Origin of the sequence: Mucilaginibacter tolerans, from assembly GCF_030519375.1 — a bacterium.
Classification (GTDB): domain Bacteria; phylum Bacteroidota; class Bacteroidia; order Sphingobacteriales; family Sphingobacteriaceae; genus Mucilaginibacter.
In genome coordinates, this window is the sequence record NZ_JAUMKB010000006.1 from 244,831 (window position 1) to 267,668 (window position 22,838).

The 22,838-nt window shown below is 41.0% G+C and carries 23 protein-coding genes and 1 tRNA gene; 10 read left to right on the plus strand and 14 right to left on the minus strand.

The features are described 5' to 3' along the window. Nucleotides 1-2: 2 nt before the first annotated feature. Nucleotides 3-713, minus strand: a complete 711-nt coding sequence (locus Q3A68_RS11035) for a LytR/AlgR family response regulator transcription factor (RefSeq protein WP_302901143.1) — start codon at nucleotides 711-713, stop codon at nucleotides 3-5. Beyond that, nucleotides 706-1,764: a sensor histidine kinase gene (locus Q3A68_RS11040; RefSeq protein WP_302901144.1), complete on the minus strand. Its 1,059-nt coding sequence runs from the start codon at nucleotides 1,762-1,764 to the stop codon at nucleotides 706-708. The genes Q3A68_RS11035 and Q3A68_RS11040 overlap by 8 nt, the downstream gene beginning before the upstream one ends. Nucleotides 1,765-2,068: 304 nt before the next feature. Between Q3A68_RS11040 and Q3A68_RS11045 the strand changes: the two genes are divergently transcribed. Continuing rightward, entirely contained in the window at nucleotides 2,069-2,752 is a 684-nt protein-coding gene (locus Q3A68_RS11045) for a GNAT family N-acetyltransferase (protein ID WP_302901145.1), read from the plus strand. A gap of 57 nt (nucleotides 2,753-2,809) precedes the next feature. After that, on the plus strand, nucleotides 2,810-3,583 hold the full coding sequence (xth, locus tag Q3A68_RS11050; RefSeq protein ID WP_302901146.1) for an exodeoxyribonuclease III: 774 nt from the start codon (nucleotides 2,810-2,812) through the stop codon (nucleotides 3,581-3,583). Nucleotides 3,584-3,605: 22 nt separating this feature from the next. Here the strand turns inward: xth and Q3A68_RS11055 are convergent, their stop codons facing one another. Both Q3A68_RS11055 and thiL read right to left on the minus strand, forming a co-directional pair. Next, entirely contained in the window at nucleotides 3,606-4,460 is an 855-nt protein-coding gene (locus Q3A68_RS11055; RefSeq protein WP_302901147.1) for a hypothetical protein, read from the minus strand. A 44-nt stretch (nucleotides 4,461-4,504) separates the two neighbouring features. Further along, nucleotides 4,505-5,545, minus strand: a complete 1,041-nt coding sequence (thiL, locus tag Q3A68_RS11060) for a thiamine-phosphate kinase (RefSeq protein ID WP_302901148.1) — start codon at nucleotides 5,543-5,545, stop codon at nucleotides 4,505-4,507. A gap of 199 nt (nucleotides 5,546-5,744) precedes the next feature. Between thiL and Q3A68_RS11065 the strand changes: the two genes are divergently transcribed. Next, nucleotides 5,745-7,355, plus strand: a complete 1,611-nt coding sequence (locus Q3A68_RS11065) for a hypothetical protein (protein ID WP_302901149.1) — start codon at nucleotides 5,745-5,747, stop codon at nucleotides 7,353-7,355. A 111-nt stretch (nucleotides 7,356-7,466) separates the two neighbouring features. On the opposite strand, the gene nadA is transcribed toward Q3A68_RS11065, so the two are convergent. Further along, nucleotides 7,467-8,459, minus strand: a complete 993-nt coding sequence (nadA, locus tag Q3A68_RS11070; RefSeq protein ID WP_302901150.1) for a quinolinate synthase NadA — start codon at nucleotides 8,457-8,459, stop codon at nucleotides 7,467-7,469. Nucleotides 8,460-8,867: 408 nt separating this feature from the next. Here nadA and nadB point away from each other — a divergent pair, with 408 nt between their 5' ends. Next, on the plus strand, nucleotides 8,868-10,460 hold the full coding sequence (gene nadB, locus Q3A68_RS11075) for an L-aspartate oxidase (RefSeq protein WP_302901151.1): 1,593 nt from the start codon (nucleotides 8,868-8,870) through the stop codon (nucleotides 10,458-10,460). Nucleotides 10,461-10,532: 72 nt separating this feature from the next. Next, on the plus strand, nucleotides 10,533-11,024 hold the full coding sequence (locus Q3A68_RS11080) for a hypothetical protein (protein ID WP_302901152.1): 492 nt from the start codon (nucleotides 10,533-10,535) through the stop codon (nucleotides 11,022-11,024). A gap of 5 nt (nucleotides 11,025-11,029) precedes the next feature. Here the strand turns inward: Q3A68_RS11080 and Q3A68_RS11085 are convergent. Then, nucleotides 11,030-11,102, minus strand: a tRNA-Gly gene (locus tag Q3A68_RS11085). Between the two features lie 81 nt (nucleotides 11,103-11,183). Here Q3A68_RS11085 and Q3A68_RS11090 point away from each other — a divergent pair. Beyond that, entirely contained in the window at nucleotides 11,184-11,708 is a 525-nt protein-coding gene (locus tag Q3A68_RS11090; RefSeq protein WP_302901153.1) for a gamma carbonic anhydrase family protein, read from the plus strand. On the opposite strand, the gene Q3A68_RS11095 is transcribed toward Q3A68_RS11090, so the two are convergent. From Q3A68_RS11095 to Q3A68_RS11115, 5 genes are all read right to left on the minus strand, one after another. After that, nucleotides 11,686-13,245 carry an Ig-like domain-containing domain gene (locus Q3A68_RS11095; RefSeq protein ID WP_302901154.1) on the minus strand — a complete coding sequence of 520 codons (1,560 nt, stop codon included), beginning with the start codon at nucleotides 13,243-13,245 and terminating at the stop codon, nucleotides 11,686-11,688. The genes Q3A68_RS11090 and Q3A68_RS11095 overlap by 23 nt on opposite strands. 194 nt (nucleotides 13,246-13,439) lie before the next feature. After that, nucleotides 13,440-15,302 (minus strand): tRNA uridine-5-carboxymethylaminomethyl(34) synthesis enzyme MnmG, encoded by a 1,863-nt coding sequence (mnmG, locus tag Q3A68_RS11100; protein ID WP_302901155.1) that lies wholly within the window; start codon nucleotides 15,300-15,302, stop codon nucleotides 13,440-13,442. A gap of 39 nt (nucleotides 15,303-15,341) precedes the next feature. Further along, a complete protein-coding gene (locus Q3A68_RS11105; RefSeq protein ID WP_302901156.1) occupies nucleotides 15,342-15,590 on the minus strand; it encodes a CBU_0592 family membrane protein in 249 nt (82 codons plus the stop codon). Further along, complete coding sequence (locus tag Q3A68_RS11110; RefSeq protein WP_302901157.1) at nucleotides 15,591-17,459, minus strand: ABC-F family ATP-binding cassette domain-containing protein; 1,869 nt, start codon at nucleotides 17,457-17,459, stop codon at nucleotides 15,591-15,593. Further along, complete coding sequence (locus Q3A68_RS11115) at nucleotides 17,456-18,112, minus strand: NAD(P)H-binding protein (RefSeq protein WP_302901158.1); 657 nt, start codon at nucleotides 18,110-18,112, stop codon at nucleotides 17,456-17,458. The genes Q3A68_RS11110 and Q3A68_RS11115 overlap by 4 nt, the downstream gene beginning before the upstream one ends. Nucleotides 18,113-18,207: 95 nt before the next feature. Here Q3A68_RS11115 and Q3A68_RS11120 point away from each other — a divergent pair, with 95 nt between their 5' ends. The 4 genes from Q3A68_RS11120 (at nucleotide 18,208) to Q3A68_RS11135 (ending at nucleotide 21,343) form a co-directional block, all read left to right on the plus strand. Further along, nucleotides 18,208-18,918, plus strand: coding sequence for a pirin family protein (locus Q3A68_RS11120; RefSeq protein ID WP_302901159.1), 711 nt, complete (start codon nucleotides 18,208-18,210; stop codon nucleotides 18,916-18,918). 88 nt (nucleotides 18,919-19,006) lie between these two features. Beyond that, entirely contained in the window at nucleotides 19,007-19,783 is a 777-nt protein-coding gene (locus Q3A68_RS11125; RefSeq protein WP_302901160.1) for an MlaE family ABC transporter permease, read from the plus strand. Between the two features lies 1 nt (nucleotide 19,784). Beyond that, nucleotides 19,785-20,564, plus strand: a complete 780-nt coding sequence (locus Q3A68_RS11130; protein ID WP_302901161.1) for an ABC transporter ATP-binding protein — start codon at nucleotides 19,785-19,787, stop codon at nucleotides 20,562-20,564. Then, nucleotides 20,561-21,343, plus strand: coding sequence for an MlaD family protein (locus Q3A68_RS11135; protein ID WP_302901162.1), 783 nt, complete (start codon nucleotides 20,561-20,563; stop codon nucleotides 21,341-21,343). Before Q3A68_RS11130 ends, Q3A68_RS11135 begins: the two co-directional genes overlap by 4 nt. Nucleotides 21,344-21,391: 48 nt before the next feature. Here Q3A68_RS11135 and Q3A68_RS11140 read toward each other — a convergent pair whose 3' ends face one another. The 3 genes from Q3A68_RS11140 to Q3A68_RS11150 all read right to left on the minus strand — a co-directional run bounded on the left by Q3A68_RS11140 (nucleotide 21,392) and on the right by Q3A68_RS11150 (nucleotide 22,838). Then, nucleotides 21,392-21,904, minus strand: coding sequence for a glutathione peroxidase (locus Q3A68_RS11140; protein ID WP_302901163.1), 513 nt, complete (start codon nucleotides 21,902-21,904; stop codon nucleotides 21,392-21,394). Between the two features lie 83 nt (nucleotides 21,905-21,987). Further along, nucleotides 21,988-22,416 carry an rRNA maturation RNase YbeY gene (gene ybeY, locus Q3A68_RS11145; protein WP_302901164.1) on the minus strand — a complete coding sequence of 143 codons (429 nt, stop codon included), beginning with the start codon at nucleotides 22,414-22,416 and terminating at the stop codon, nucleotides 21,988-21,990. Beyond that, entirely contained in the window at nucleotides 22,416-22,838 is a 423-nt protein-coding gene (locus tag Q3A68_RS11150) for an ATP-binding protein (RefSeq protein WP_302901165.1), read from the minus strand. The genes ybeY and Q3A68_RS11150 overlap by 1 nt, the downstream gene beginning before the upstream one ends.

A 22,838-nucleotide genomic window follows, 5' to 3' on the forward strand; every position in this document is an offset into this window, starting at 1 on the left:
TACTAAAGCCTTTTAAAAAGATTTCTTTCAATCCGTTGCATCACCTGTGCACGGTAGCTTTTGCTGATGGGTAGTATATGATCGGCTAAAATCACCTCATTATTGTCTATGGTTTGAATAGCATTCACGGCAACTATATATGATTTATGTATCTTGATGAAAAGGCCATCTGGTAATTGGCTTTCCATGCCCTTAAAACTCATGTAAACAATGTGTTTCTTGTTTTTAGTGTAAAGTATGACATAGTTTGACAGCGCCTCGACATACAGGATGTCCGCTATCAACACCTTCTCTATTTTCTGGTTCGATTTGATAAAGAAGTAATTTTCTACCTGCGTTACCTCGTGCCGCAACCTTAAACTCAAATAAGCCTGCACTTTTAATACCGCTTTAAAAAACCGCTCAAAACTTATTGGTTTTAACAGATAGTCCATTACATTTAATTCGTAACCTTCTATGGCATATTCGGGGAAAGCAGTGGTAAAAATTACGAGAGGGGGATTATTTAAGTTTTTAAGGAAATCAATCCCTGTGATTTTCGGCATTTGTATATCAAGAAAAACCAGGTCGATGTGATGACTTTGAAGTGCTGTGCTGGCTTCAATTGCGTTTTTACACACCGCCATTGCGTGCAAAAATTCTATCTGGTCAATATACTCCAACATACCCTGCCTGGCGATCGGCTCATCGTCAACTATCAAACAATTAATCATTATACTGCAATTTGAGTACTGTTTGAAATATGTTCTCTTCTTTATTAATGCTCAGGTCATGTTTGCCCGGATAAAGCAATTCCAGACGCCTCTGCAAATTTTGTATGCCCAAACCACCAGTCTGCATTAAGTGTTTCTGCCCGGTAGCCTGGTCATAAGTGTTTATTGTATCGATGATTAATATCTCATTATCCTGCTTTCTAATAGTGATTTGTATCTTATTTTTTCCGGCTTCTTTAAAATTCGAAATATGCTTAAAAGCGTTCTCCACGATTGGCAATATCAGCAATGGCGCTATCGAAAAGTCCTCCATTTCACCCTCGATAGATAGATTGATATCCGAGTCCCTTTCAACCCGCAGGGTTTGTATGGCGACATAGTTTTTGATATAATGCAGTTCTTTTTGTATCGGTATTTTATCTGTATTGCATTCATATAGCTGATAGCGCAGCATTTCCGAAAATTTTTCAACCGTTAATCGGGCATCCGTATTTGCTTTATCTATCTGGAAATAAATGGTATTCATCACATTAAAGAGAAAATGCGGATTTACCTGTGATCGCAGAAAATTAAGTTCGGATGTCACCTTTTCTTTTTCGATCTCCAGTATCTGCTGTTCCATAAAATAACGGTCGATGATAATCTTGATAATACAACTGATAGCAATCAGGCTGATATCGATCAATACGGTTTCAAAAAATAAGGAAACTGTTCTCAATACTGAACCGAAAACAGGTATTCCGGTGACCAACTGATAAATATATAAAGCAAACAAAAAAGTAACTACTGCATTTAAAAAAGCCAGCAGCAGTAGATAAGAGATAAAAGCGCCGATTTTACGGGTATAAAGGTACCTGGGGGTAAGTTTATAAGCAGTATAATAACAAACAGGTACGGCAGTGCCGAGTATGATCATATGGCCCCACCATTGGGGTATCCAGGGCGTGCGTGGGTTATAGTTGATGAGCATGATAATAAATGATGCCACCATCCACGTGAGTATGTAGAATACCTTGTATTTGGTTAGCCAGTATACCACATTTTTAGCCATTACATATCCAATTTAATCCATATACAAGTTACAACCATTATCAAAGGTGTCAACCCTCTTACGTCAAGTATTTCGTGCTCATCGTCAAGTATTTAGAACATTAGGTATAATGAAAGAAAAAGAGTTTTACAGCTGTACTATTTTTAAATATACAGGATGTATTTGTATTTGGGAATTGTGTTTGGTTAGTTGGATTGAATACCGGTCGGGCAGGACCGGTATTTTTTGTAATCCTGGTTTCAAAAGATCACACAAGTAGGTAAAACTATACGCGAAAGCAAAGCTTTTTCATAGGTTTGCCACGATGGAACATGTATTGGATAATCCGGCATGGAATGCGTTGATATCGGGTAACGAAAATCTTTATTACGGTAACGACCATATAAGATATTTTGCCCGGGATGTTTCGCCATTTGTAGCATTTAAAGAAAATACGAACGAGAACTTTGAGGAACTCTATCACATGGTACCCCAAGGCCGGGTGCTTTTATTCGTAACACCGGTTGAAATTGAAATACCCGGTCCGTGGAAAGTGTTGAATTGTATAAAAGGCAACCAGATGATCTGTAAACCGGGTGTTGATGCCGGTGAACAGGCTGTAGTGCTCACTACCTTAACTCAAGAGCATGTTCCGCAAATGCTCTCGCTTACCAAGCTAACCAATCCCGGGCCTTTTGCTGAAAGGACGATCGATTTCGGCCATTACCGCGGCATTTTTCAGGATGGCGAATTGGCTGCAATGGCGGGTCAGCGCCTGCATGCTTTTAACTATGCCGAAGTTAGCGCTGTTTGCACCCATCCCGATCATACCGGTAAAGGTTATGCCCGGCAATTGCTTGTCTATCAAATCAACCGCATCCGAGCAGCAAACGAAATACCCTATCTTCATGTGCGGTCAGACAACGACCGTGCCATAAAAGTTTATGAAAGCCTGGGCTTTGTTACCCGCTGCAATGTGTGGTTTTCAGTGATCCAAAAAGCGAAATAAAGTTCCGCGCTGATTCTGTTTTTTATTAAGTTTGATTACTAATCAACCCCATCTGCCATGAGAATTGCAACCTACAATGTAAACGGTATCAACAGCAGGCTGCCTGTATTGCTTCGCTGGCTAAGCGAAACACAACCCGACATAGTTTGCCTGCAAGAGCTGAAAGCGCCACAGGAAAATTTTCCGGAGCAACCGATAAAAGATGCCGGCTATAATGTCATATGGCATGGTCAAAAAAGCTGGAATGGCGTTGCTATGCTAACCCGCGGCCTCGAAATAAAAGAACGCAGACGCGTGCTGCCCGGTGACCCTGAAGACTTGCACAGCCGTTATATTGAGGCTGAAGTTGAAGGACTTATTGTAGGTGGCCTTTACTTACCCAATGGCAACCCTGCTCCCGGGCCAAAATTTGATTATAAACTAAGCTGGATGGAACGCTTTATCATCCATGCAGGTGATCTGATGGCTTCGGGCCTTCCGATAGTGCTCACAGGCGATTACAATGTAATACCGACAGAGATCGACGCCTATAAACCGGAGCGTTGGGTAGAGGATGCGCTGTTCCGTCCAGAAACACGGGCTGCTTTTAACCGGCTGCTTGACCAGGGCTGGACGGACGCTATTCGGAAACTACACCCCCAGGAAACCATATATACTTTTTGGGATTACTTCCGCGATGCCTATGGTCGCAACGCCGGCCTTCGGATCGATCATTTCCTGTTGAGCCCACAAGTTGATAGTCGCCTCCAATCGGCAGGAGTGGACCGCCACGTACGCGGATGGGAAAAATCAAGCGATCATGGGCCGGTCTGGATAGAACTAGCTGATTAGTCGATAGCGCGATATTAACCCCTCAATTTATGGTACAATCATATTTAGAGGTAATAACGGCGGTACCATCAACATTTATTTTAGGCGATGTGACTTTGATTTTCATAGTGATGTTACCTTCTTTTGATAGCGGGAAATTATCTTTTATACTATAGACCATTTTACCGGTCCCTGTACCGCTCATATCAACAGATATATTCTTTACCTGAACATTCAGGCTAAAATTCGGAATCATATCAAAATAGGCTTTACCATCTGCAATCCTCACCAATTTATAAGTTACACCGGCGTCAATTTTTGCGCTCGTACCATCTTTGCCAATAGGGATGTTCATTGGTGCACCCTGTGTAAAGGAATCGCCGGGTTTTAATGGCTTATCCGGAAATTGTATCTGTTTTTGCACCATATTCATCATTTGCTGCATTTTTTTCTGGGCAGTATCACCTACGGCTTTGCCATTAGCAGAATCCAGTTTTATCTTCCAATCCTGGCTGATATGGCCGGAGGCTTTTATATCTTTTTCAGTAGCTTTTGGTGGGATAGGGAATTGTTTTCCGTTGGCACTAAGAGAAATATTGCTAATTTTATAATCCATATTCATGGGCATGGAGTTATCGGACGCCAGCGCACCTGTTTTCATCATACCGCCCAAAGCGATAGAAAGATTAGCATCAACCGGTTGCGTTATGCCTTGTTCTTTTAATTTATCCAATATCTGTTGATCTCCGGAAACCGTGGCATTAATTTTCATATCCACACTGATGTTGGATTGATAGTTGTGACTTGGAAGGTATTTTATCTTAAATACCACACCCTGCTGGGCCCAAAGTTGTGTGAAACCCATGCATATAAATGCAATCAAATAAATCTTTTTCATAAGGCTAGCTTTTGGTATTCTATACTATTAAATATTAAAAATAATCAGCTTTTAAAAGCATTCCACCCCTGGGCAGTAATCGCGTGAACCCGGCCTGACCTGGTGATCAGGTTGCATCCGGAGGAAGCTTCGGTAATATGGCCGATCACCGAAATATCCATCATCAGCTTTATTTTCTCATAGTCTACCTGCTTTATGGTAAATAATAGTTCATAATCCTCTCCACCGCTTAAAGCACAAACTGTTGGGTCCAGGTTAAATTCACGAGCGGTTTCATAGGTCATCGGATCAAGCGGAATTTTATCTTCATAAATATTACAGCCTTTATTACTTTGTTTACAGATATGCAATATTTCCGATGCCAAGCCATCAGATATATCGATCATTGCTGTCGGCTTAATATTAAGATCCTTCAGCAATTCCACAATGTCTTTCCTGGCTTCCGGTTTAAGCTGACGCTCAATAATATAATCTTTCCCTTCCAGATCAGGCTGAATATTCGGGTTCTCAATATAAACCATTTTTTCACGTTCCAGCAATTGCAGGCCAACATAAGCTCCTCCCAAATCACCCGAAACGCAGACCAAGTCACCTTCATGGGCCGTATTACGGTAAGCTATATCTTTTTCATCGGCATAACCTATCGAAGTAACACTAATTACCAAACCCTGCCGGGATGAAGAAGTATCGCCCCCTACCAGATCCACATTATATTTTTCGCAAGCCAGGTATATGCCTTCGTATAATTCTTCAACTGCCTCCAATGGGAATTTGCTCGAAATGCCTATCGATACCGTAACCTGTGTAGCAATACCATTCATCGCATAGATATCACTCAGGTTTACCTGGACAGATTTGTAGCCCAGATGCTTAAGGGGAGTATATGCCAGATCAAAGTGAATACCTTCTAATAGCATATCTGTTGATATCAAAGCCTTTTTCCCTTCAAAATCAATTACTGCGGCGTCATCTCCAACACCTTTTAATGTACTACTTTGTTTTATTTTGATCTGGCTGGTTAGATGGTCTATTAATCCAAACTCACCCAGCTGCTCTATATTGGTTCTTTCCTGATTCTCAAACATTTCCTGCTATCTAAAACTTAGTGTGCAAAAATACGAAAGCTTATCTCAAATCCCCTCCATCGTATTTTATTTTTAACAGGTGCAGTTGTGTGTCATAAATTAACTTTTGGTTTATACTGTAATTATTAATATTAAAATAATAATTAATAAACAACATACTTAATTATTATGTTGAGTTTTAGTACTTAAACCACTTTTTATGAAAAATATCAAAACTTACCTAAAACCGCTTATGGCTTTTGCCATAACCACAGTTTTCCTGGTTTCCTGCAGCAAAACCAGCAACCTTAATCCACAAAACTCTTCCATCCCGCAGGCCAATAAAATGGTCAGCCTTTCCTCCGTCTCCGAATCAGAAGATTTTGAAGTAGGTGCAACCAGTCCAAAAACAGCTTATGATGTTTCGCCGACCGGATCGAGCAGCGGCGATAATGTTACTTTACAGGGTAACTCATGGAATATGTATGACGCTTTGATAGGCAACTTGAGCAGCGACCTAAAGGATGGTTCATGGTCGGCCCGCATACGCAACACCGGTAAAATAACCATGCTGTTTGATGTCACTACAGGGATCAGCACAATTACTGTTAAGCACGGTACCTATGGTTCAGATGCAGCAAGCCAGTGGGGTTTGTGGTATTCAACCAATGGCGGCAGTACCTGGACCCAAAGTGGTTCCAACGTAACTACCACATCAACATTGCAGAGCCAATCATTTACTTTAAATATTACTGGAACAGCACGTATAGAAATACGCAAGCTTACCGGCTCAAGCAATCGTATTAATATTGATGATATTACCATTAATGATAATACAACCGGTGGTGGCGGAGGGGGAACGGTTTTAACCGGGAAAAAATTCCTGTTTGATGCTACCAAATATGAAAATGCAGGTAGCGCCGATTGGCAAATAGATGCTGATGGAACCGAGAACGTTCCTATTTATACCGGCGGTACAACGGTAGAAACTAAAGCTCAGCGTACACCAACCCCTTCTTATGCTGGTATCACCTCAACTACAGCGGAAACCTATTGGAAAGGTGCCTCTTCCGCATGGGCCGTATCCCTTGTGAAGCTGGGCGAATTGGTTGAAACCTTGCCTGAAGGAACAGCCATCACTTATGGCGATTCTAGTAACCCACAGGATTTGAGTAACTATGATGTATATGTAGTAATCGAACCAAACAGGTTATTCACAGCATCAGAAAAAACTGCTATTATGAACTTTGTTTCTCATGGCGGCGGTTTAATGATGGTGGCCGATCACACAGCTGCTACAACAGGTGGAACGGATTCCAATGGTTATAATCCATCAGACCGAGATGGTGATGGTTATGATTCACCGCGCGTATGGAATGACCTGATGACTAACAATGGTATTAATAATAACAAGCCTTTTGGTTTCAATATTGACTATATCGACATCAATGAACAGCCAACAAGCAATGTTTATACCGGTACGAATGCCGATGCTCAGAAAGTATTAAATGGTGCTGCAGGTACCGCTTCAAAACTTTCATTCTATGATGGAACAACGGCAACTTTATATCCTGCAAACAATTCAACCGTACAGGGTTTATTCTGGAGAGCTAGCAGCACCAACGGTGGCAATACAGGCGTAATGGCCTTATTAGCAACTTACGGTTCGGGCCGGGTGGTGTTTATAGGTGACAGTTCACCGGCTGATGACGGTACTGGTGATACGAATGATAATCTGATCAATGGCTGGTCTGGTGACTCGCCATCGGGCTTCACCTCACACCCTGCATTTCACCTGAATGCATCGTTGTGGCTGGCAAAAGCTCAATAAAACTCTAAATTTTTTAATATGGCACCGGTCGTTTTTTTACCGGTGCCATAATTTTCCCCCGCAATGCCCTGTCTGGAATATACCGCCGAAGGCGGGAAAAATTTTTGGTTTTTACAGACCTAGCTGAGCTGATATCTCCAACATCCTTTCAATCGGTTTTACAGCTCTTTTTATAACATCTGCCGGAACTGTTACCTCAGGCAATTCATTTTTCATACACAGGTAAAGTTTTTCCAGTGTATTTCTTTTCATGTGCGGGCAATCATTGCAGGCACAATTGTTATTTGGCGGCGCCGGAATAAACACTTTATCCGGGTTCTCCTTTTGCATCTGGTGAATGATGCCTGATTCTGTCGCTACTATAAATTCTTTTTCAGAACTTTTGGTAGCATATTTTAACAGACCGGTTGTTGATCCTATGTAATCAGCCATTTTAAGTATCACATCCTCACATTCCGGATGTGCCAGCAATTTTGCCCTCGGGTAGCGTTCCTTCAATTTGGTGATCTTCTCTCTCGAGAATATTTCATGCACCATACAGGCACCGTTCCATAACACCAGGTCGCGTCCTGTTTTTTTTGCCACGTAAGCTCCTAGATTTTTATCCGGCCCGAAAATGATCTTCTGATCTTTTGGTAGGCTTTCCACTATCGCCACTGCATTGCTCGATGTGCATACGATATCGCTCAATGCTTTCAGTTCAGCTGTACAATTCACATAAGTGATCACCAAATGATCAGGGTATTTTTCCTTAAACTTCCTGAACAAATGCGGCGGACAGCTGTCTGCTAAAGAACAACCAGCCTTCAAGTCGGGTAAAAGGACCTTCTTCTGTGGCGATAATATTTTCGCGGTTTCAGCCATGAAGTGCACACCGGCAAATACAATGATATCGGCTTCTGTTTTGGCTGCTTGCTGAGATAACCCCAGACTGTCGCCAATATAATCAGCAATATCCTGTATGTCCGGCTCCTGGTAATAGTGAGCCAAAACAACTGCATTCTTTTCTTTTTTTAATTTTTCAATCTCCTGAAAAAGGTCAAGTGTCGGATCTATTTGTTCCTCCACAAACCCTTTGAGATTTAGTTCAGCTAAGGTATCCATTTCAACAATTCAAATAATAATAATCATTTTTATTTAAAAGAAAAAGCTATTGTTATTGGTGTGTTAATTCTGTTTAAAAGTAGTGATACAAAGTATATGAATAGTAAGTTTTACATTTTTATTAACAAGAAACCTATGTTTTTTGTATCGTAGTTTTTTGATTTTAAGACGGGTATATTTCTCTTAATTTTATTTTAAAACATTTTTGTTAATAAGTTAACGGGGTGTAAAATGTTGATTAATGACTTTATTAGTCTCAAAATTACTGCAAAGATTATTTAGAATTGGGGCTGAAATTGTCATTATCCACGACTTAATAATTTATTATTTTTTTACTTACACAAAATTAACACGTTTTAGGGCGCTTTCTAACATAAGCACTATTTTTACACAATATAATACATCTGTATGACGAGAAAAGCGGATTTTTTGGTGATTGGGTCTGGTATCGCCGGATTGAGTTTTGCACTCAAGGCGGCCAAGCATGGTAAAGTTCTGATAGTTACGAAATCAAATGAAGATGAGTCTAACACTAAGTATGCCCAGGGTGGTGTTGCGGTGGTTGTGGATAAAAAAGATGATTCTTTTGAAAAACACATAGAAGATACCTTAATTGCTGGAGATGGGCTTTGTGACAGGGAAGCTGTGGAGATAGTAGTTGAGGAAGGCCCTGAAAGAATTCGTGAGATTATTGACTATGGAACCAACTTTGATAAGACCAATGAAGGCATGTATGATCTGGCTAAAGAGGGAGGTCATTCTGAATTCAGGGTGTTACATTATAAGGATATAACCGGTTGGGAAATAGAAAGGGCCTTATTAGATCAGATACATCAGAACCCTAACATCACTATTTTAACTCATTATTTTGCTGTAGACTTAATTACACAGCATCATTTAGGAGAGTTTGTAGATAAGTCAAGCGAGGATATTACCTGTTATGGTGTTTATGTTTTGAATACATTGAATGGCCATGTGGAAAAGATATTATCTAAGGTAACCGTAATGGCATCAGGCGGTGCCGGGCATATTTACTCTATTACCACTAATCCGACTATAGCCACAGGCGATGGCGTCGCAATGGTTTACCGGGCCAAAGGAAAAGTGAGGAATATGGAGTTTATCCAATTTCATCCTACAGCTTTATATAACCCGGGCGAATATCCTTCATTTTTGATATCAGAGGCTGTACGTGGTTTTGGGGGCATATTAAAACGCACGAATGGTCAGGAATTTATGCAGGAGTATGATGCGCGTAAATCATTGGCACCAAGAGATATTGTGGCAAGAGCTATTGATGCCGAGATAAAAAAATCGGGTGAGGATTATGTTTACCTGGATATAAGGCATCGCAGTAAGAGCGATATACTGGCCCATTTTCCAAACATTTACGCTAAATGTTTAGATATCGGTATCGATATGACCAAAGATATGATACCTGTCGCACCAGCTTGTCATTATATGTGCGGAGGTATTATGGTTGATCATATTGGTAAATCGTCTATTTTGAATTTATACGCCTGCGGAGAGTGTTCATCAACCGGGCTTCATGGAGCTAATCGTTTGGCATCCAACTCATTATTGGAGGCGTTGGTGTTCGCCGACCGTATTTATAAGGACGCAGTTCAGCAATTTGGGAATAATGTAATACCAGATGGTATCCCTGATTGGGACGAACATGGTGTTCAATTATCGAACGAAGATATCTTGGTAACTCATAATCTGAGAGAAATGCAAAAGATGATGAGCGATTATGTAGGTATCGTAAGATCAGATTTTAGATTGGAAAGAGCGATGCGCCGCTTACATTTATTGTATGAAGAGACAGAGGAGTTTTATAAAAAGACAAAGTTGTCTGTAAAGCTTTGTGAGCTTCGTAATCTGATTCAGGTTTCTTATATTGTTATTAAATCGGCTATGTTAAGGAAAGAGAGCAGGGGATTGCATTATACTACAGATTATCAAGTTCATGCTGAAGGGGTGCATGATACAGTATTTTAATGAAAAAGATGCGATTTGGTTGTTCACACCCGATGTTATAACTGCGTCTTGTAAAATATCTATAAATATTTAATGACATTTTTTTCACGTTTTAAAAAGAAGGCTGAACCGGAAATAGTTCCAATTGATAGTGTGAAGGCGATTGCTGACGGAATATTATTTGAAGATGCATTTTTCCTGAAATGGGGAACTGATATTGAGCTTGATAAAAAGTATACAAAGAAGGAATATCGAGCTGATCGGACAATTTATCATTGGGCCGATCGGACTATACTGAATGGCCTATCCTTATATTTTAAAACGGTTTGCTGGAACCATAAGCAACATAGTGGTTCTAAATCTTTTGAGTCTATTGACTTTTTATCAGAAGACAGTGAAGCGGAAGATATCTTTGAGAAAACGAAAGCACACCTGATCAGAATTTTCGGCGAGCCAAAGCTGGAGGAAGATGTTAAACAAGGTGATATTGCCCTGGAATGGAGGATCAAAGCGGTAAAAATATCTTTAAACTTTTTCCATAAAGAGCGAAAGAAAGTGCATCTGGAAATAGGGTTGTGGTTGTAAAAAAGAGCGGAAAACGGGATTCGAACCCGCGGCCTTCAGTTTGGGAAACTGATGCTCTACCGACTGAGCTATTTCCGCTAAATTTGTACCAAACATAAATAAAATATACTTTATTAAAAATTACTAATTCACTCAATCACTAACTCACTAGTTAAAAAGATGCCTGTTATCCTGCCTGTAAAAGATAAAAGCCCAATCTGGGGAAGCAATTGCTTTATTGCCGAAAACGCTACCATTGTAGGTGATGTAACAATGGGGGATAATTGCTCGGTCTGGTTTAATGCTGTGATCAGAGGAGATGTGCATTATATTAAGATAGGAAATAACACTAATATCCAGGATGGAGCTGTCATTCATGCTACTTATCTTAAAGCTTATACCGAAATAGGTAATTGCGTATCCATAGGGCATAATGCATTGGTACATGGCTGTACGCTGCGAGATCACGTGCTGGTGGGTATGGGCGCCATTGTGATGGATCATGCCGTGGTAGAAGAGTTTGTGATCATAGGCGCGGGCTCAGTGGTATTGGAGAAGACGATCTGCGAGTCGGGATACCTATATGCTGGTACACCGGCGAAAAAGATAAAGCCACTTACTCAAGAACAAAAAGATATGCTGCGGCAGTTACCGCATAACTATATCATGTATTCGGGATGGTTTAGTGGGTCGCCGGCTCTTTAGGAATATCAATAGGTTCTTCAGCCTCCCAGTTTGATCGTAAGGTGATCTGTTTAGGATAAACCCATATATTTTCTGGTTGAATACGCTTTTTTACATTACCGCTATCCCATTTGCCGTTTTTATTGTCATCATAAATCACCCTCACGTTGTACTTACCTACAGGATAGTTTTTATAAACAACATTGCCGCTTTTAACTAAGGGGTCCCGGTGAACAATATTTTTTTGATCGTCCAACAGCTCTATTACATAACCTTTGGAAGTATCCGGGACAGTTACTTTGAGTGTTAAAGGGCCATAATTATCGGGCTTGTCTAATTGAAATGGCTTTAGGAATTTCTTGTTCTTATCACCGTATATACTGGTTAAAGCGCCTTCATTAAATATCAACTGATACCTGCTATTGGCTTTCCATCTATAATTAAACGTTAACCTTTTCATTGTTGCTGTATCCTTAGTAATGGTAAAATTGGAGACGTTTGTTGAATCCTCATTTAAGGTGATCAATGAATTGTCAATCGTTTGAATAGGAGTACTGGTTGTTACTACAAGTGTGTTTCCAGCTCTAATCTTGTTGTCAAATGTTGTGTTGTATTTTAAGGAGATAGTACGGTCAAATGTCTCTTTCCGGCTTTTTCGCAAAGCAACAGTATCTATGGGGGTTGCATTTTGAAGGAAAGATACTCTGATAGAATCGAAATCCATATTTTTCATATATACCATAGCTGTGTCCCTGGTCTTGTTAAAATCAACTATTTTTTCGGCATCTAAAGCGGGGGGGTATAATATTTTTACAGATGGTTTTTCAACAGGTTTATTGAAAATAAATAGCATTTTTCCATCGGCTTCAAAACGACGTTCGGTTAATCGGAATTTATCGGGTTCTTGCTTAAATAGATTCAGATGAATATTTGCGGTGTCTTTTTTAAGGTGAATTGTAGCCGTCTGGAATGCAACCAGTTCGTCGTCTTTATCATATATTCTGTTTGGAGCCTTTTCCTTAAGGGCGTAAATACGATAATCGCCATCGTGAAGGTTATTTAAGGAGAAATTACCTGACGAATCGGTGACAGCAAAAATGGTCGGCTTTTTCTTTCCCCAAAGTGTGTCCTTATTTAGTGGGAACAGCATTACGGTTACATCCTTTTCTTTTTCCTGTGCCATCAAATCTTGCACATTTCCGGAAACACTCAATGAGTCGATATGTGGACCGGTAGAAAAAACATAAGTGAAATTATTCAGAACATTTCCTTCGTTCAGGTCAGCGATTGATTTTCCAAAGTTGATGACGTAAGTTGTATTTTTTTGAAGCGTGTCTTTGAAATCTACGATGAGAGATTTTTTGCTCGTCTTAAAGGTAGGCGGTTTATCGGTTGTTGGGCTGACTGTGATTTCCTGGGTCTGGTTTTTTAAACTAAAGTATTCGTCAAAGTCAAGCCGGATCTGCCTGGCAGAAAAATTCCGGGTCATGTTTGGCGGAGTCGCCTTCAGTAATTTTGGCGGAGTGCGGTCTTTTGGTCCGCCCTGAGGCTTTTGCATGCTTGCGCAGCCAATTATTAACAATGCAATGATGAAAACCAGAATTTTTAGGGGTGAAAAAGCACTCTTTTTATTTAGCCTCATTTTTAAGCCTTATAAACGATTTTTATTTTTTTATGAAGATTATCATTCGGAATTAAAAAAAGTCGCTTTAATCGAATATTTATAATCAATTGATAATCAATAATTTATATCTATCTCGATATGTGTACCATTAAAACTGAAATATCTGACGGCGAAACCCCGGAAATACGCGACGCCTGTCCCAAAGTACGCGGTTTTATTTTCATCAACTTTTCACGTGCTTCTTTAGAAAGCGAGACAAGGTTGTGATAATTGAATTCAGGATTGATCTCCTTGTCTTCCATCTTCCGCATCTTTTCTACAATGTCTAATTCCTTCTCAAAATAACTCTCATATTTAATTTTTATTTCAGCCTGCTCGATGGTTTCTTTATCATATTTTGAAAGCAGTTCGTCGAGCGATGAATCAGCATTTCTCAGGTCATTAAATGATATCTGCGGGCGGCTCAGCAAATTGAACAGTCTGACATTTTGAGAAAGCGGGGCGGTAGCTAATTGTTCTAAAAGTGGATTGATGGAGCTTGCTTCGGCCGAGACATTTTTGGTATAGGCTACTATGTCGTCAGAGTTTTTTACTTTTTGACTTACCTTATTCATCCGCTCATCACTGATCAGACCTAGTTCGTAGCCGATTGGGGTAAGCCGGATGTCGGCATTGTCCTGGCGCAATAGAAGGCGATGTTCGGCGCGAGAGGTGAACATACGGTACGGTTCTTCAGTGCCTTTCGTTACCAGGTCGTCTATCAGTACCCCAATGTATGACTCTGAACGCTTCATGATCAGCTCATGCTTGTCATGTACTTTTTGATGAGCATTGATCCCGGCAATGAATCCCTGGGATGCCGCTTCTTCGTATCCTGTGGTGCCGTTTATCTGTCCGGCGAAGAAAAGGTTCTTCACCAGTTTGGTTTCTAATGTCAGATCTAATTGCGTAGGCGGGAAGTAATCGTATTCGATCGCGTATCCTGGCCTGAACATCTTTGCATTTTCAAAACCTGGTATTTGGGTCAACGCTTTGTATTGTACATCTTCGGGAAGAGAAGTAGAGAAACCATTTACATAGATCTCCACCGTATTGAATCCTTCAGGTTCAACAAATATTTGATGACGTTCGCGCTCGGCAAAGCGATTGATCTTATCTTCAATGGATGGGCAGTATCTTGGGCCTAGGCCTTTGATGCGGCCTGTGAACATCGGCGATTTTTCGAAACCTTCTTTCAAGGTTTCGTGTACGTTGGTATTGGTGTAAGTGATCCAGCAGCAGCGTTGTTCTGTTGGACGCTCTACATCGGTAAATGAAAAACGGCCGGCGTTTTCATCGCCCCATTGTTCTTCCATTACGCTATAGTTTAGCGTGCGACCATCCACACGGGGAGGGGTGCCAGTCTTCATTCTGCCCGATTCAAAACCCAGCTCAACCAGTTGCTCGGTTAAACCGGTAGCAGCTTTTTCGCCCGTACGTCCACCGCCAAATTTCTTTTCGCCGATGTGAATTACACCGTTCAGGAAAGTACCGTTGGTAAGCACAGTAGCGTCGCATTCTATCTCTACGCCTAAGGATGTTCGAACACCTTTTACGGTGTTTCCGTTTACAATTAATGAGGAGACCATGTCTTGCCAAAAATCGACGTTGGGTGTTCTCTCCAGCGCCAAACGCCATTCTTCAGCAAAGCGCATGCGGTCGTTTTGTGTGCGTGGGCTCCACATCGCCGGGCCTTTTGAAAGGTTCAGCATACGGAATTGTATCGTGGTTTTGTCCGCTATAATACCAGAGTACCCACCCATAGCATCTATCTCTCGCACTATTTGTCCTTTAGCTACGCCACCCATAGCGGGGTTGCAACTCATCTGTGCTATCGTCCCCATGTTCATGGTGACCAATAAAACAGTGGAGCCAAGGTTAGCTGCAGCAGCTGCTGCCTCACAACCGGCATGGCCGGCACCCACAACTATTACATCATATTTCTTAAACATTTTACCTCCATGTTCCACGTGGAACGTACAAAATTACATTCAATTCCCCGATGTTCCACGTGGAACTTTAAATAATGATACTAACGCAACAAAAGCCCAAACGCCCTCAAGTATGACAAAAGGGTAGAAGCTCACCATCCACGAAGCAAAACAACATATCCCAGCGCCAATAAAATTCAATAAACTGTATACTTTATTGTCCGCAGGAAGCTTCTTGTATAAATTCAACAGGAATGCAATCAGTAATATGATAACCCCAATAGATGCTATGATATCAGAAAGCTTCATTTATGCTTCGTTTAGTTCGGTTAATTCTATCCAACGAATGCTTTTCTCATCAAGTTGACTGTTTAAAGCAGTGATCTTTTGCGCTATTTCGCTTAACTGTTGATGATCTGACAGGCCAGAGTTAAGCTCTTCTGTTAATGTTTTAATCTTGGCCTCGATCTGTTCAATTTCTTTATCCAAATTCTCCAGCTCCTTTAGCTCTTTAAAGGCAAGCTTATTCTTTTTAGGTTGAGGTTTTGGTTCTGTCTTTTCTTCGACAGTGGATTTCTTGGCCTGTTGTTTTGCAACGTCAAGTTCAAAGCGATAGGAAGAATAATTGCCATTATATACCTTAACATCGCCATTGCCTTCCATAATGAATAACTGATCGGTGAGTTTATCCAATAAATAGCGGTCGTGGGATACGAGCATTAATACGCCTGTATAATTGGTTAGGAATTCTTCCAGTACATTCAGGGTGTCAATATCCAAATCATTGGTGGGCTCATCCAGTATCAGGAAATTGGGGTTCTTCATCAATATCTGCAGCAACTGCAATCGCTTCTTTTCTCCGCCACTCAGATTTGAAATAAATCCATGCTGTTTTTTAGGAGGAAATAGGAATAATGTTAGCAATGCGGAAGCAGATATTGTTTTGCCATCTGCCATTGTGATAAACTCGGCAACGTTTTTCACAACATCAATCACGCGCTCATCTTCTTTAAAGCTCATGCCCGACTGGTGGAAATAGCCCATTACGGTCGTTTCTCCCGGAATCACATTCCCCTTATCAGGCTGCAAATTGCCAGTGATGATATTCAACAGGGTGGACTTACCACTTCCGTTCTTGCCGGCAAGACCAATACGGTCTCCCTTTTTGAACACATAATTGAAATCAGAAATGAAAGTATGCTCATTGAATGCCTTGTTTAAATGATGTAGTTCCAATATTTTATTCCCCTGGCGGGATGTTTTCACACTAAGTTCAACCTTAGCCTTAGGACCTGCATTTTTGGTTTTCTCTTCCAAATCATAATAGGCGTCTATGCGTGCTTTCGATTTTGTGCCGCGAGCTTGAGGTTGCCGGCGCATCCATTCCAGTTCTTTACGAAGCAAATTGGAATTCTTTTGAAATTGTGCTTCTGATTCTGCTTCACGTTCGGCTTTTTTCTCCAGGTAATGCCCATAGTTTCCATTATAGGGGATCACCTTACCATTGTCCAGCTCCAATATCTCGTTACACACATTATCTAGAAAATACCGGTCGTGTGTTACCATCACTATCGTATTGGCACCCTCAGTCAATAGTTTTTCCAGCCATTCAATAGTGTCGATGTCCAGGTGGTTGGTAGGCTCGTCCAGTAAATACACATCGGGTTCTTCAATTAATAAACGTGCTAGTGCTAATCGTTTTCGCTGACCACCAGATAAGGTGTCTATTTTTTGATTGAGGTGATGGATATCCAATCGACCTAAAATGGTCTTGATCTTATATTCATACTCCCAGGCATCGCTGTTACTGATCTCTTCGGTGACTTTATCTATAGCTTTAGTATTATTTGGGTCATTCTCCAGCAGGTTCTCGTATTCCCTGATCAATTGCTGCTGTTTATTATCGGAATGGAATATATAATCGCTGATAGTATAAGACTTATCGAATGTTGGATCCTGCTCCAGGTACCCCAATCGCAGATCACGGGCTTGTACAACCTTGCCTTCAACCGGCAAAAATTGTCCGGCCAATAACTTCAATAGGGTAGACTTGCCAGCGCCATTCACACCCACCAGCGCCACTCGCCGGCTACGGTTAATGCCGATGGTCAGGTTTTTAAACAGCCAGTGGTCATGAAATGAATGGCCTAAATTTTCAGCAGATAGATACGTACTCACGCTAATAACTTTATTTTATCGGAAGCGTGTACAAACACACCTTCCTGTTTCTTTATTGATTCATTAAACATCGCCCTGGCAACGGTTCCAGCAGAGATGCTCCTGTATTTTTTCAGACTCCCGGCCAGCAATGGGTCGATCACTTTCATCAAGCCGATAATAAATCGTTCCATGGGCCTAGATTTTTTTCTATCACCGGTTAGTACCGATGGTTGATAGATATGCAAACAATTCAACCCAACATGTTCAATATCCTCTTCAACCTCACCTTTCATCTTCATGTAAAAGTTAGATGAATGGCTGTTAGCACCTATAGCTGATATCAAATGGTATTGTTCAACGCCATTTTGCGCAGCTAATTGTGCCAGCTTCAATGGATAATCATGATCAATCTTGCGATAGACTTCGAGGTCAGGAGTCTTTTTCTTTGTCGAACCCAGGCAACAGAATACAGCATGACCTGTAATCGCAGCTGTATGATCCCCCAGCTTATCAAAGTCAATCACCAATTGAACCAGTTGTTTATGATTGATTGGTAATTCATTGCGCACTAAAATCAGAACTTCATCATAGTAGGATTCTTGCAGCAATATATACAGCAATTTACTGCCAATTAGTCCGCTTGCTCCTGCTATTACAGCCTTGTTTGACATAATAAGTTCATAATTTTAGGCAAAAATAAGCAATTGTAAATTGTGGAATGAAAATTGTGTGTTTAAACATATAATTCGGAGGAAATTATTAAATCATGAAGAAAACAATTCACCCTGCTAATGAGCGCGGGCACAACGACATTGGTTGGTTAAAAGCTAATTTCTCATTCAGCTTTGGGCCTTATTACAATCCTGCCAAGGTGCATTTCGGTGCATTACGCGTGTTGAATGACGATATCATTGCCGGTGGCACGGGCTTTGGTACCCATCCGCATGACAATATGGAGATCATCACCATCCCTATTTCCGGTGCATTGGAGCATCGTGACAGTATGGGCAACATCGGTGTGATCACTGCTGGTGAGGTACAAGTAATGTCGGCCGGAACCGGTATACAGCACTCAGAATACAATCATTCAAAAAAAGAAGATGCCAATACGCTTCAGATATGGCTTTTCCCTAAAGAAATGAACATCGAACCAAGGTATGATCAGAAAAGCTTTGTTGAGGATTTAAAGCCTAACCAGTTCACCACATTGGTATCTCCGGTAAAAGGTGGCGAGGCTTTGTGGATCAACCAGGATGCCATATTTTCCATGGGTGATTTTGAAGCTGGACAACAAGTAAAATATGATATCCAAATACTAGGAAACGGGGCTTATATTTTTGTAATCGACGGTAAAGTAGCTGTGGAAGGTACCGATCTAAACAAAAGGGACGCTTTAGGTGTTGAAGATACAAGTTCATTTACCATTGAAACCCTAAATCAGTCACGTATATTGATCATGGAAGTACCAATGCGATAAGCGGGGGTATTCCCAGGGCCAGGGTTTTTGAACCGCCTGAAACAATTTAGATATCAATTGTTTATAACAGGCAACCAATCAACAACCTATGGCAGAACAGGCAATACCCGGATGGAAGAAGTGGCTTGAAGGAAGCGGTGACCAGGTAATATTTTTAAAAGGCTTTTTTAGAAATGTTTTCAGGGGCGGCTTTGAGTGGTCAGAATTTGTACGGCAGTGCTACGAAATAGGCTACAAGTCTTTTATGCTGGTCGGCACTACAGCATTTATAATGGGGTTGGTTTTAGCTTTACAGCTGAGGCCAACCCTTGTTAATTTTGGGGCTGTAAGCATGCTGCCTAAATCATTGGCAGTATCGATCGTTCGAGAGATAGGCCCCATAATTACAGCCATGATATGCGCCGGTAAAATAGGATCGGGAATAGGGGCGGAGCTGGGCAGTATGAAGGTGACCGAGCAGATAGGTGCTATGGAGGTTTCAGGCGCTAATCCCATTCAGTATCTTGTAGTTACCAGGATATTGGCTACGACCCTTATGGTGCCTGTTTTAACGCTTCTGGGCGACGTTTTGGGTTTGTTGGGAGGATTCCTCGCTATAAATATTACCAGCAGCGTCAGTGCCATGCTTTACTTTAATAAATGCCTCGCATCAATTGACTTCACTGACTTTCTGCCCGCCTTTATTAAAACTATATTTTTTGGGTTTGTCATCGGTTTTGTAGGATGTTATAAAGGGTACAATTCAAACCGGGGCACAGAGAGCGTTGGTCTTGCCGCCAATTCTGCAGTAGTGACAGCCTCGCTATGGATATTCGTAATTGATGCTATCGTGGTTCAGATTAGCAGTTTACTTTTTTATCGTTAATATGAAAGAGACAGAGAAAGTTTCGCAGAAGAAAGGTAATTCATCTGAAACGGTGATTCATATCAAGGGTCTAAAAAAGTCATTTGGCGCAAATGATGTTTTAAAAAACATCAACCTTGACGTGAAAAGAGGAGAAAATGTGGTGATCCTTGGCAAATCTGGCACGGGTAAATCAGTTACTATTCAATGTATTGTGGGGGCCCTGGTTCCCGACGGGGGTGAAGTAGAGGTTTTTGGAGAAGAAGTTGCTGCTTTAAAAGAAAAGCAATTAAAGGAATTACGCATGAAGATAGGGTTCCTGTTCCAGAGCGGAGCCTTATACGATTCCATGACCGTCAGGGAAAACCTTGAATTTCCGCTTACAAGAGTGTTGAAATTAAAAGATCAAAGCGATATAAATAACCGGGTTGAAGAAGTTCTGGAGAATGTGGGGCTGTCGGACGCTATAGACAAAATGCCATCTGACCTTTCGGGAGGAATGCGTAAGCGCGTTGGCCTGGCCAGAACATTGATCGTGAATCCTGAGATCATGCTTTATGACGAGCCCACAACAGGACTTGACCCTATAACATCAAGGGAGATCAGTGAGCTGATCCTGCAGATGCAAAAGAAATACAAAACAACCTCTATCATCATTACGCATGATATGGAGTGCGCCGATATTACGGCCGACCGTGTAGTGATTATGAACGATGGGGAATATATAGCAGAAGGCTCAGTTGCCGAGCTTAAAAACTCAAAAGACGGGCTTGTAAGGTCATTTTTTAAATCTACATTATGAAAACAACATCAGGACAAAAAATTAAAATAGGCGTCTTCACACTGGCAGGCCTTGCTGTGCTGGTGATAGCCATTTTCCTTATCGGGAACAAGAAGGGGTTGTTTTCCAGTACATTTAATGTGCATGGGATGTTTAAAAATGTAAACGGCCTGCAGATAGGTAATAATGCCCGGTTTGCCGGCATAAACGTCGGCGTTGTAGAGGATATACAGATAGTGAACGATACAACTGTAAAAGTTGTACTAATGCTGAGTGAAGATGTAAGAAAATTCATTAAAAAGGATGCCAAACTAAGCATCGGCAGTGATGGCTTGATGGGCGATAAATTGGTAACTATATCACCCGGTGGAGGCACTAGTAACCAGGAGGTGAACAGCGGCGATCAATTGGCCGGAGTTAATCCGCTGGATGTGGATAAGATTATTAGTAAGTTCACCAAAATAGCGGATAATGCAGGTGACCTGGTGGAAGGCCTTGCATCAATCGTTAATAAGGTAAACAGCGGAAAGGGTAGCATAGGTCGTTTGCTGAACAATGATAAGATGGCCCGGAATATGGAAAATACCGTGAAACAGGCCCAAACCACCATGGCCAATGTACATAAAACGACCGGAACACTAAACGAAGACCTCAAAGCAGCCCAATCGAACTTCTTGTTGAAGGGCTTCTTCAAAAAGAAGAAAAAGCTGGAGAAGGCCCGCCAGGATTCTATCAAGAAAGTCCAGGACCAACAGAAACAGTCAGACCAACAAAAAAAGGATGACCAGCCAAAGCCATAAAAAAGGCCCCGAATTTCGGAGCCTCTGCAGAATATCCCGGTGAATTTATTATAAATACTTAGTCAGTTCTGGAGAAAGCGGTGTAGTTTGTGAACGGAAACGGTGGATCAACTTACCGTTTTCGTCTATTAGGAATTTTTCAAAGTTCCATTTAATCTCGCCTGTAAAATCAGGATTTGGTGCTTCTGTCAGATACTTGAACAAAGGATCGATGTCGTCGCCTTTAACACTTACTTTTTGGCTCAAAGGGAAAGTAACGCCATAGTTTTTCTGGCAGAATGACTTGATTTCCAATGCATTTCCAGGTTCTTGCTGGCCGAAATTGTTAGCAGGAAAGCCAACTACAACTACTTTGTCTTTGTATTGATCAGCCAATTTTTGCAATTCGGCATACTGAGGGGTAAAACCGCATTTTGATGCTGTATTTACGATCAACAATTTTTTGCCTTTGTATTTGGCTAACGAGAAAGCGTCGCCGTCTATGTTTTTCAGTTTGAAATCATAGACAGAAGAAGCAGGAGCGACGAATAAAAGCGTTAGAAAGATTGCTAATATTTTCATGGTATTAAATTTTGGTTTCGCTTTAAAGTGATGAGTAAAATTACACTAATAAAACCGCAATTGACTGAAAATATCTATCGGAATTATGTAAAATTTATCTGACTGAGATAATGATCTTCTTTTGCTGTCATTATCTTCTTTTTTTCTGCCGCTTTGTCCTGATAGCCAAGTAAGTGGAGGACGCCATGGATAATCACCCTATGTAGCTCATGTATCTCTCCCGAATTGAATTTTATGGCATTTTCGCGAATACGGTCAATAGAGATAAAAATATCACCTTCGATAATTCCGTCTTTTTCTGAATTATCAAAGGTGACAATATCGGTATACGTGTCATGATCCAAATACTGCTGGTTGATCTTCAGCAAGTATTCGTCTGAGCAGAAAATGTAGTTGAGTTCTTTAAGCTTGTAACCTTCGGCTTCAATAGCGGCTTTTACCCACTGTTTTACCGCTGTTTTATTTTTTAGTTTAAAGCTGATATCCTCTTCAAAAAAATTTATGGAGGGCATTATATTTTAAAATGAAGTTCAACTTCATTTCCTTTTTGGTTGAATATGCACTGGTCGGCAAGCTGTTTTACAATGAAAACACCACGTCCTGTTAAGCTTTCGAGGTTTTCTTCGGCAGTTGGGTCAGGCAGGTGATCGTAATCGAATCCTTCACCCTCGTCGGTTACTGTCCATATAACACGTTTCGCATCTACTTCAGCGTTGATGATCACCTTCTTGTTTTCGTCTAATTTGTTACCATGTACAATAGCATTAATAGCAATCTCATTCAGGCAAGTCATCATATTAGCAAATGTATCTTCGCTAACATGGTGCTTATCTGCTATCTGCTCTATTAAAAGCTCCAGCTGCGTTATGCTTTCCGGTTTGGAAGGGAGCTGTAAAGTATAAAGCTCGCTGGTTTGTACGTTCGCTTCTTGCAT

Coding starts and splice junctions, on each gene's coding strand:
- Q3A68_RS11035 (WP_302901143.1), bottom strand. CDS start 713: ATGATTAATTGTTTGATAGTTGACGATGAGCCGATCGCCAGGCAGGGT.
- Q3A68_RS11040 (WP_302901144.1), bottom strand. CDS start 1,764: ATGGCTAAAAATGTGGTATACTGGCTAACCAAATACAAGGTATTCTAC.
- Q3A68_RS11045 (WP_302901145.1), top strand. CDS start 2,069: ATGGAACATGTATTGGATAATCCGGCATGGAATGCGTTGATATCGGGT.
- xth (WP_302901146.1), top strand. CDS start 2,810: ATGAGAATTGCAACCTACAATGTAAACGGTATCAACAGCAGGCTGCCT.
- Q3A68_RS11055 (WP_302901147.1), bottom strand. CDS start 4,460: ATGAAAAAGATTTATTTGATTGCATTTATATGCATGGGTTTCACACAA.
- thiL (WP_302901148.1), bottom strand. CDS start 5,545: ATGTTTGAGAATCAGGAAAGAACCAATATAGAGCAGCTGGGTGAGTTT.
- Q3A68_RS11065 (WP_302901149.1), top strand. CDS start 5,745: ATGAAAAATATCAAAACTTACCTAAAACCGCTTATGGCTTTTGCCATA.
- nadA (WP_302901150.1), bottom strand. CDS start 8,459: ATGGATACCTTAGCTGAACTAAATCTCAAAGGGTTTGTGGAGGAACAA.
- nadB (WP_302901151.1), top strand. CDS start 8,868: ATGACGAGAAAAGCGGATTTTTTGGTGATTGGGTCTGGTATCGCCGGA.
- Q3A68_RS11080 (WP_302901152.1), top strand. CDS start 10,533: ATGACATTTTTTTCACGTTTTAAAAAGAAGGCTGAACCGGAAATAGTT.
- Q3A68_RS11090 (WP_302901153.1), top strand. CDS start 11,184: ATGCCTGTTATCCTGCCTGTAAAAGATAAAAGCCCAATCTGGGGAAGC.
- Q3A68_RS11095 (WP_302901154.1), bottom strand. CDS start 13,245: ATGCAAAAGCCTCAGGGCGGACCAAAAGACCGCACTCCGCCAAAATTA.
- mnmG (WP_302901155.1), bottom strand. CDS start 15,302: ATGTTTAAGAAATATGATGTAATAGTTGTGGGTGCCGGCCATGCCGGT.
- Q3A68_RS11105 (WP_302901156.1), bottom strand. CDS start 15,590: ATGAAGCTTTCTGATATCATAGCATCTATTGGGGTTATCATATTACTG.
- Q3A68_RS11115 (WP_302901158.1), bottom strand. CDS start 18,112: ATGTCAAACAAGGCTGTAATAGCAGGAGCAAGCGGACTAATTGGCAGT.
- Q3A68_RS11120 (WP_302901159.1), top strand. CDS start 18,208: ATGAAGAAAACAATTCACCCTGCTAATGAGCGCGGGCACAACGACATT.
- Q3A68_RS11125 (WP_302901160.1), top strand. CDS start 19,007: ATGGCAGAACAGGCAATACCCGGATGGAAGAAGTGGCTTGAAGGAAGC.
- Q3A68_RS11130 (WP_302901161.1), top strand. CDS start 19,785: ATGAAAGAGACAGAGAAAGTTTCGCAGAAGAAAGGTAATTCATCTGAA.
- Q3A68_RS11135 (WP_302901162.1), top strand. CDS start 20,561: ATGAAAACAACATCAGGACAAAAAATTAAAATAGGCGTCTTCACACTG.
- Q3A68_RS11140 (WP_302901163.1), bottom strand. CDS start 21,904: ATGAAAATATTAGCAATCTTTCTAACGCTTTTATTCGTCGCTCCTGCT.
- ybeY (WP_302901164.1), bottom strand. CDS start 22,416: ATGCCCTCCATAAATTTTTTTGAAGAGGATATCAGCTTTAAACTAAAA.
- Q3A68_RS11150 (WP_302901165.1), bottom strand. CDS start 22,838: ATGCAAGAAGCGAACGTACAAACCAGCGAGCTTTATACTTTACAGCTC.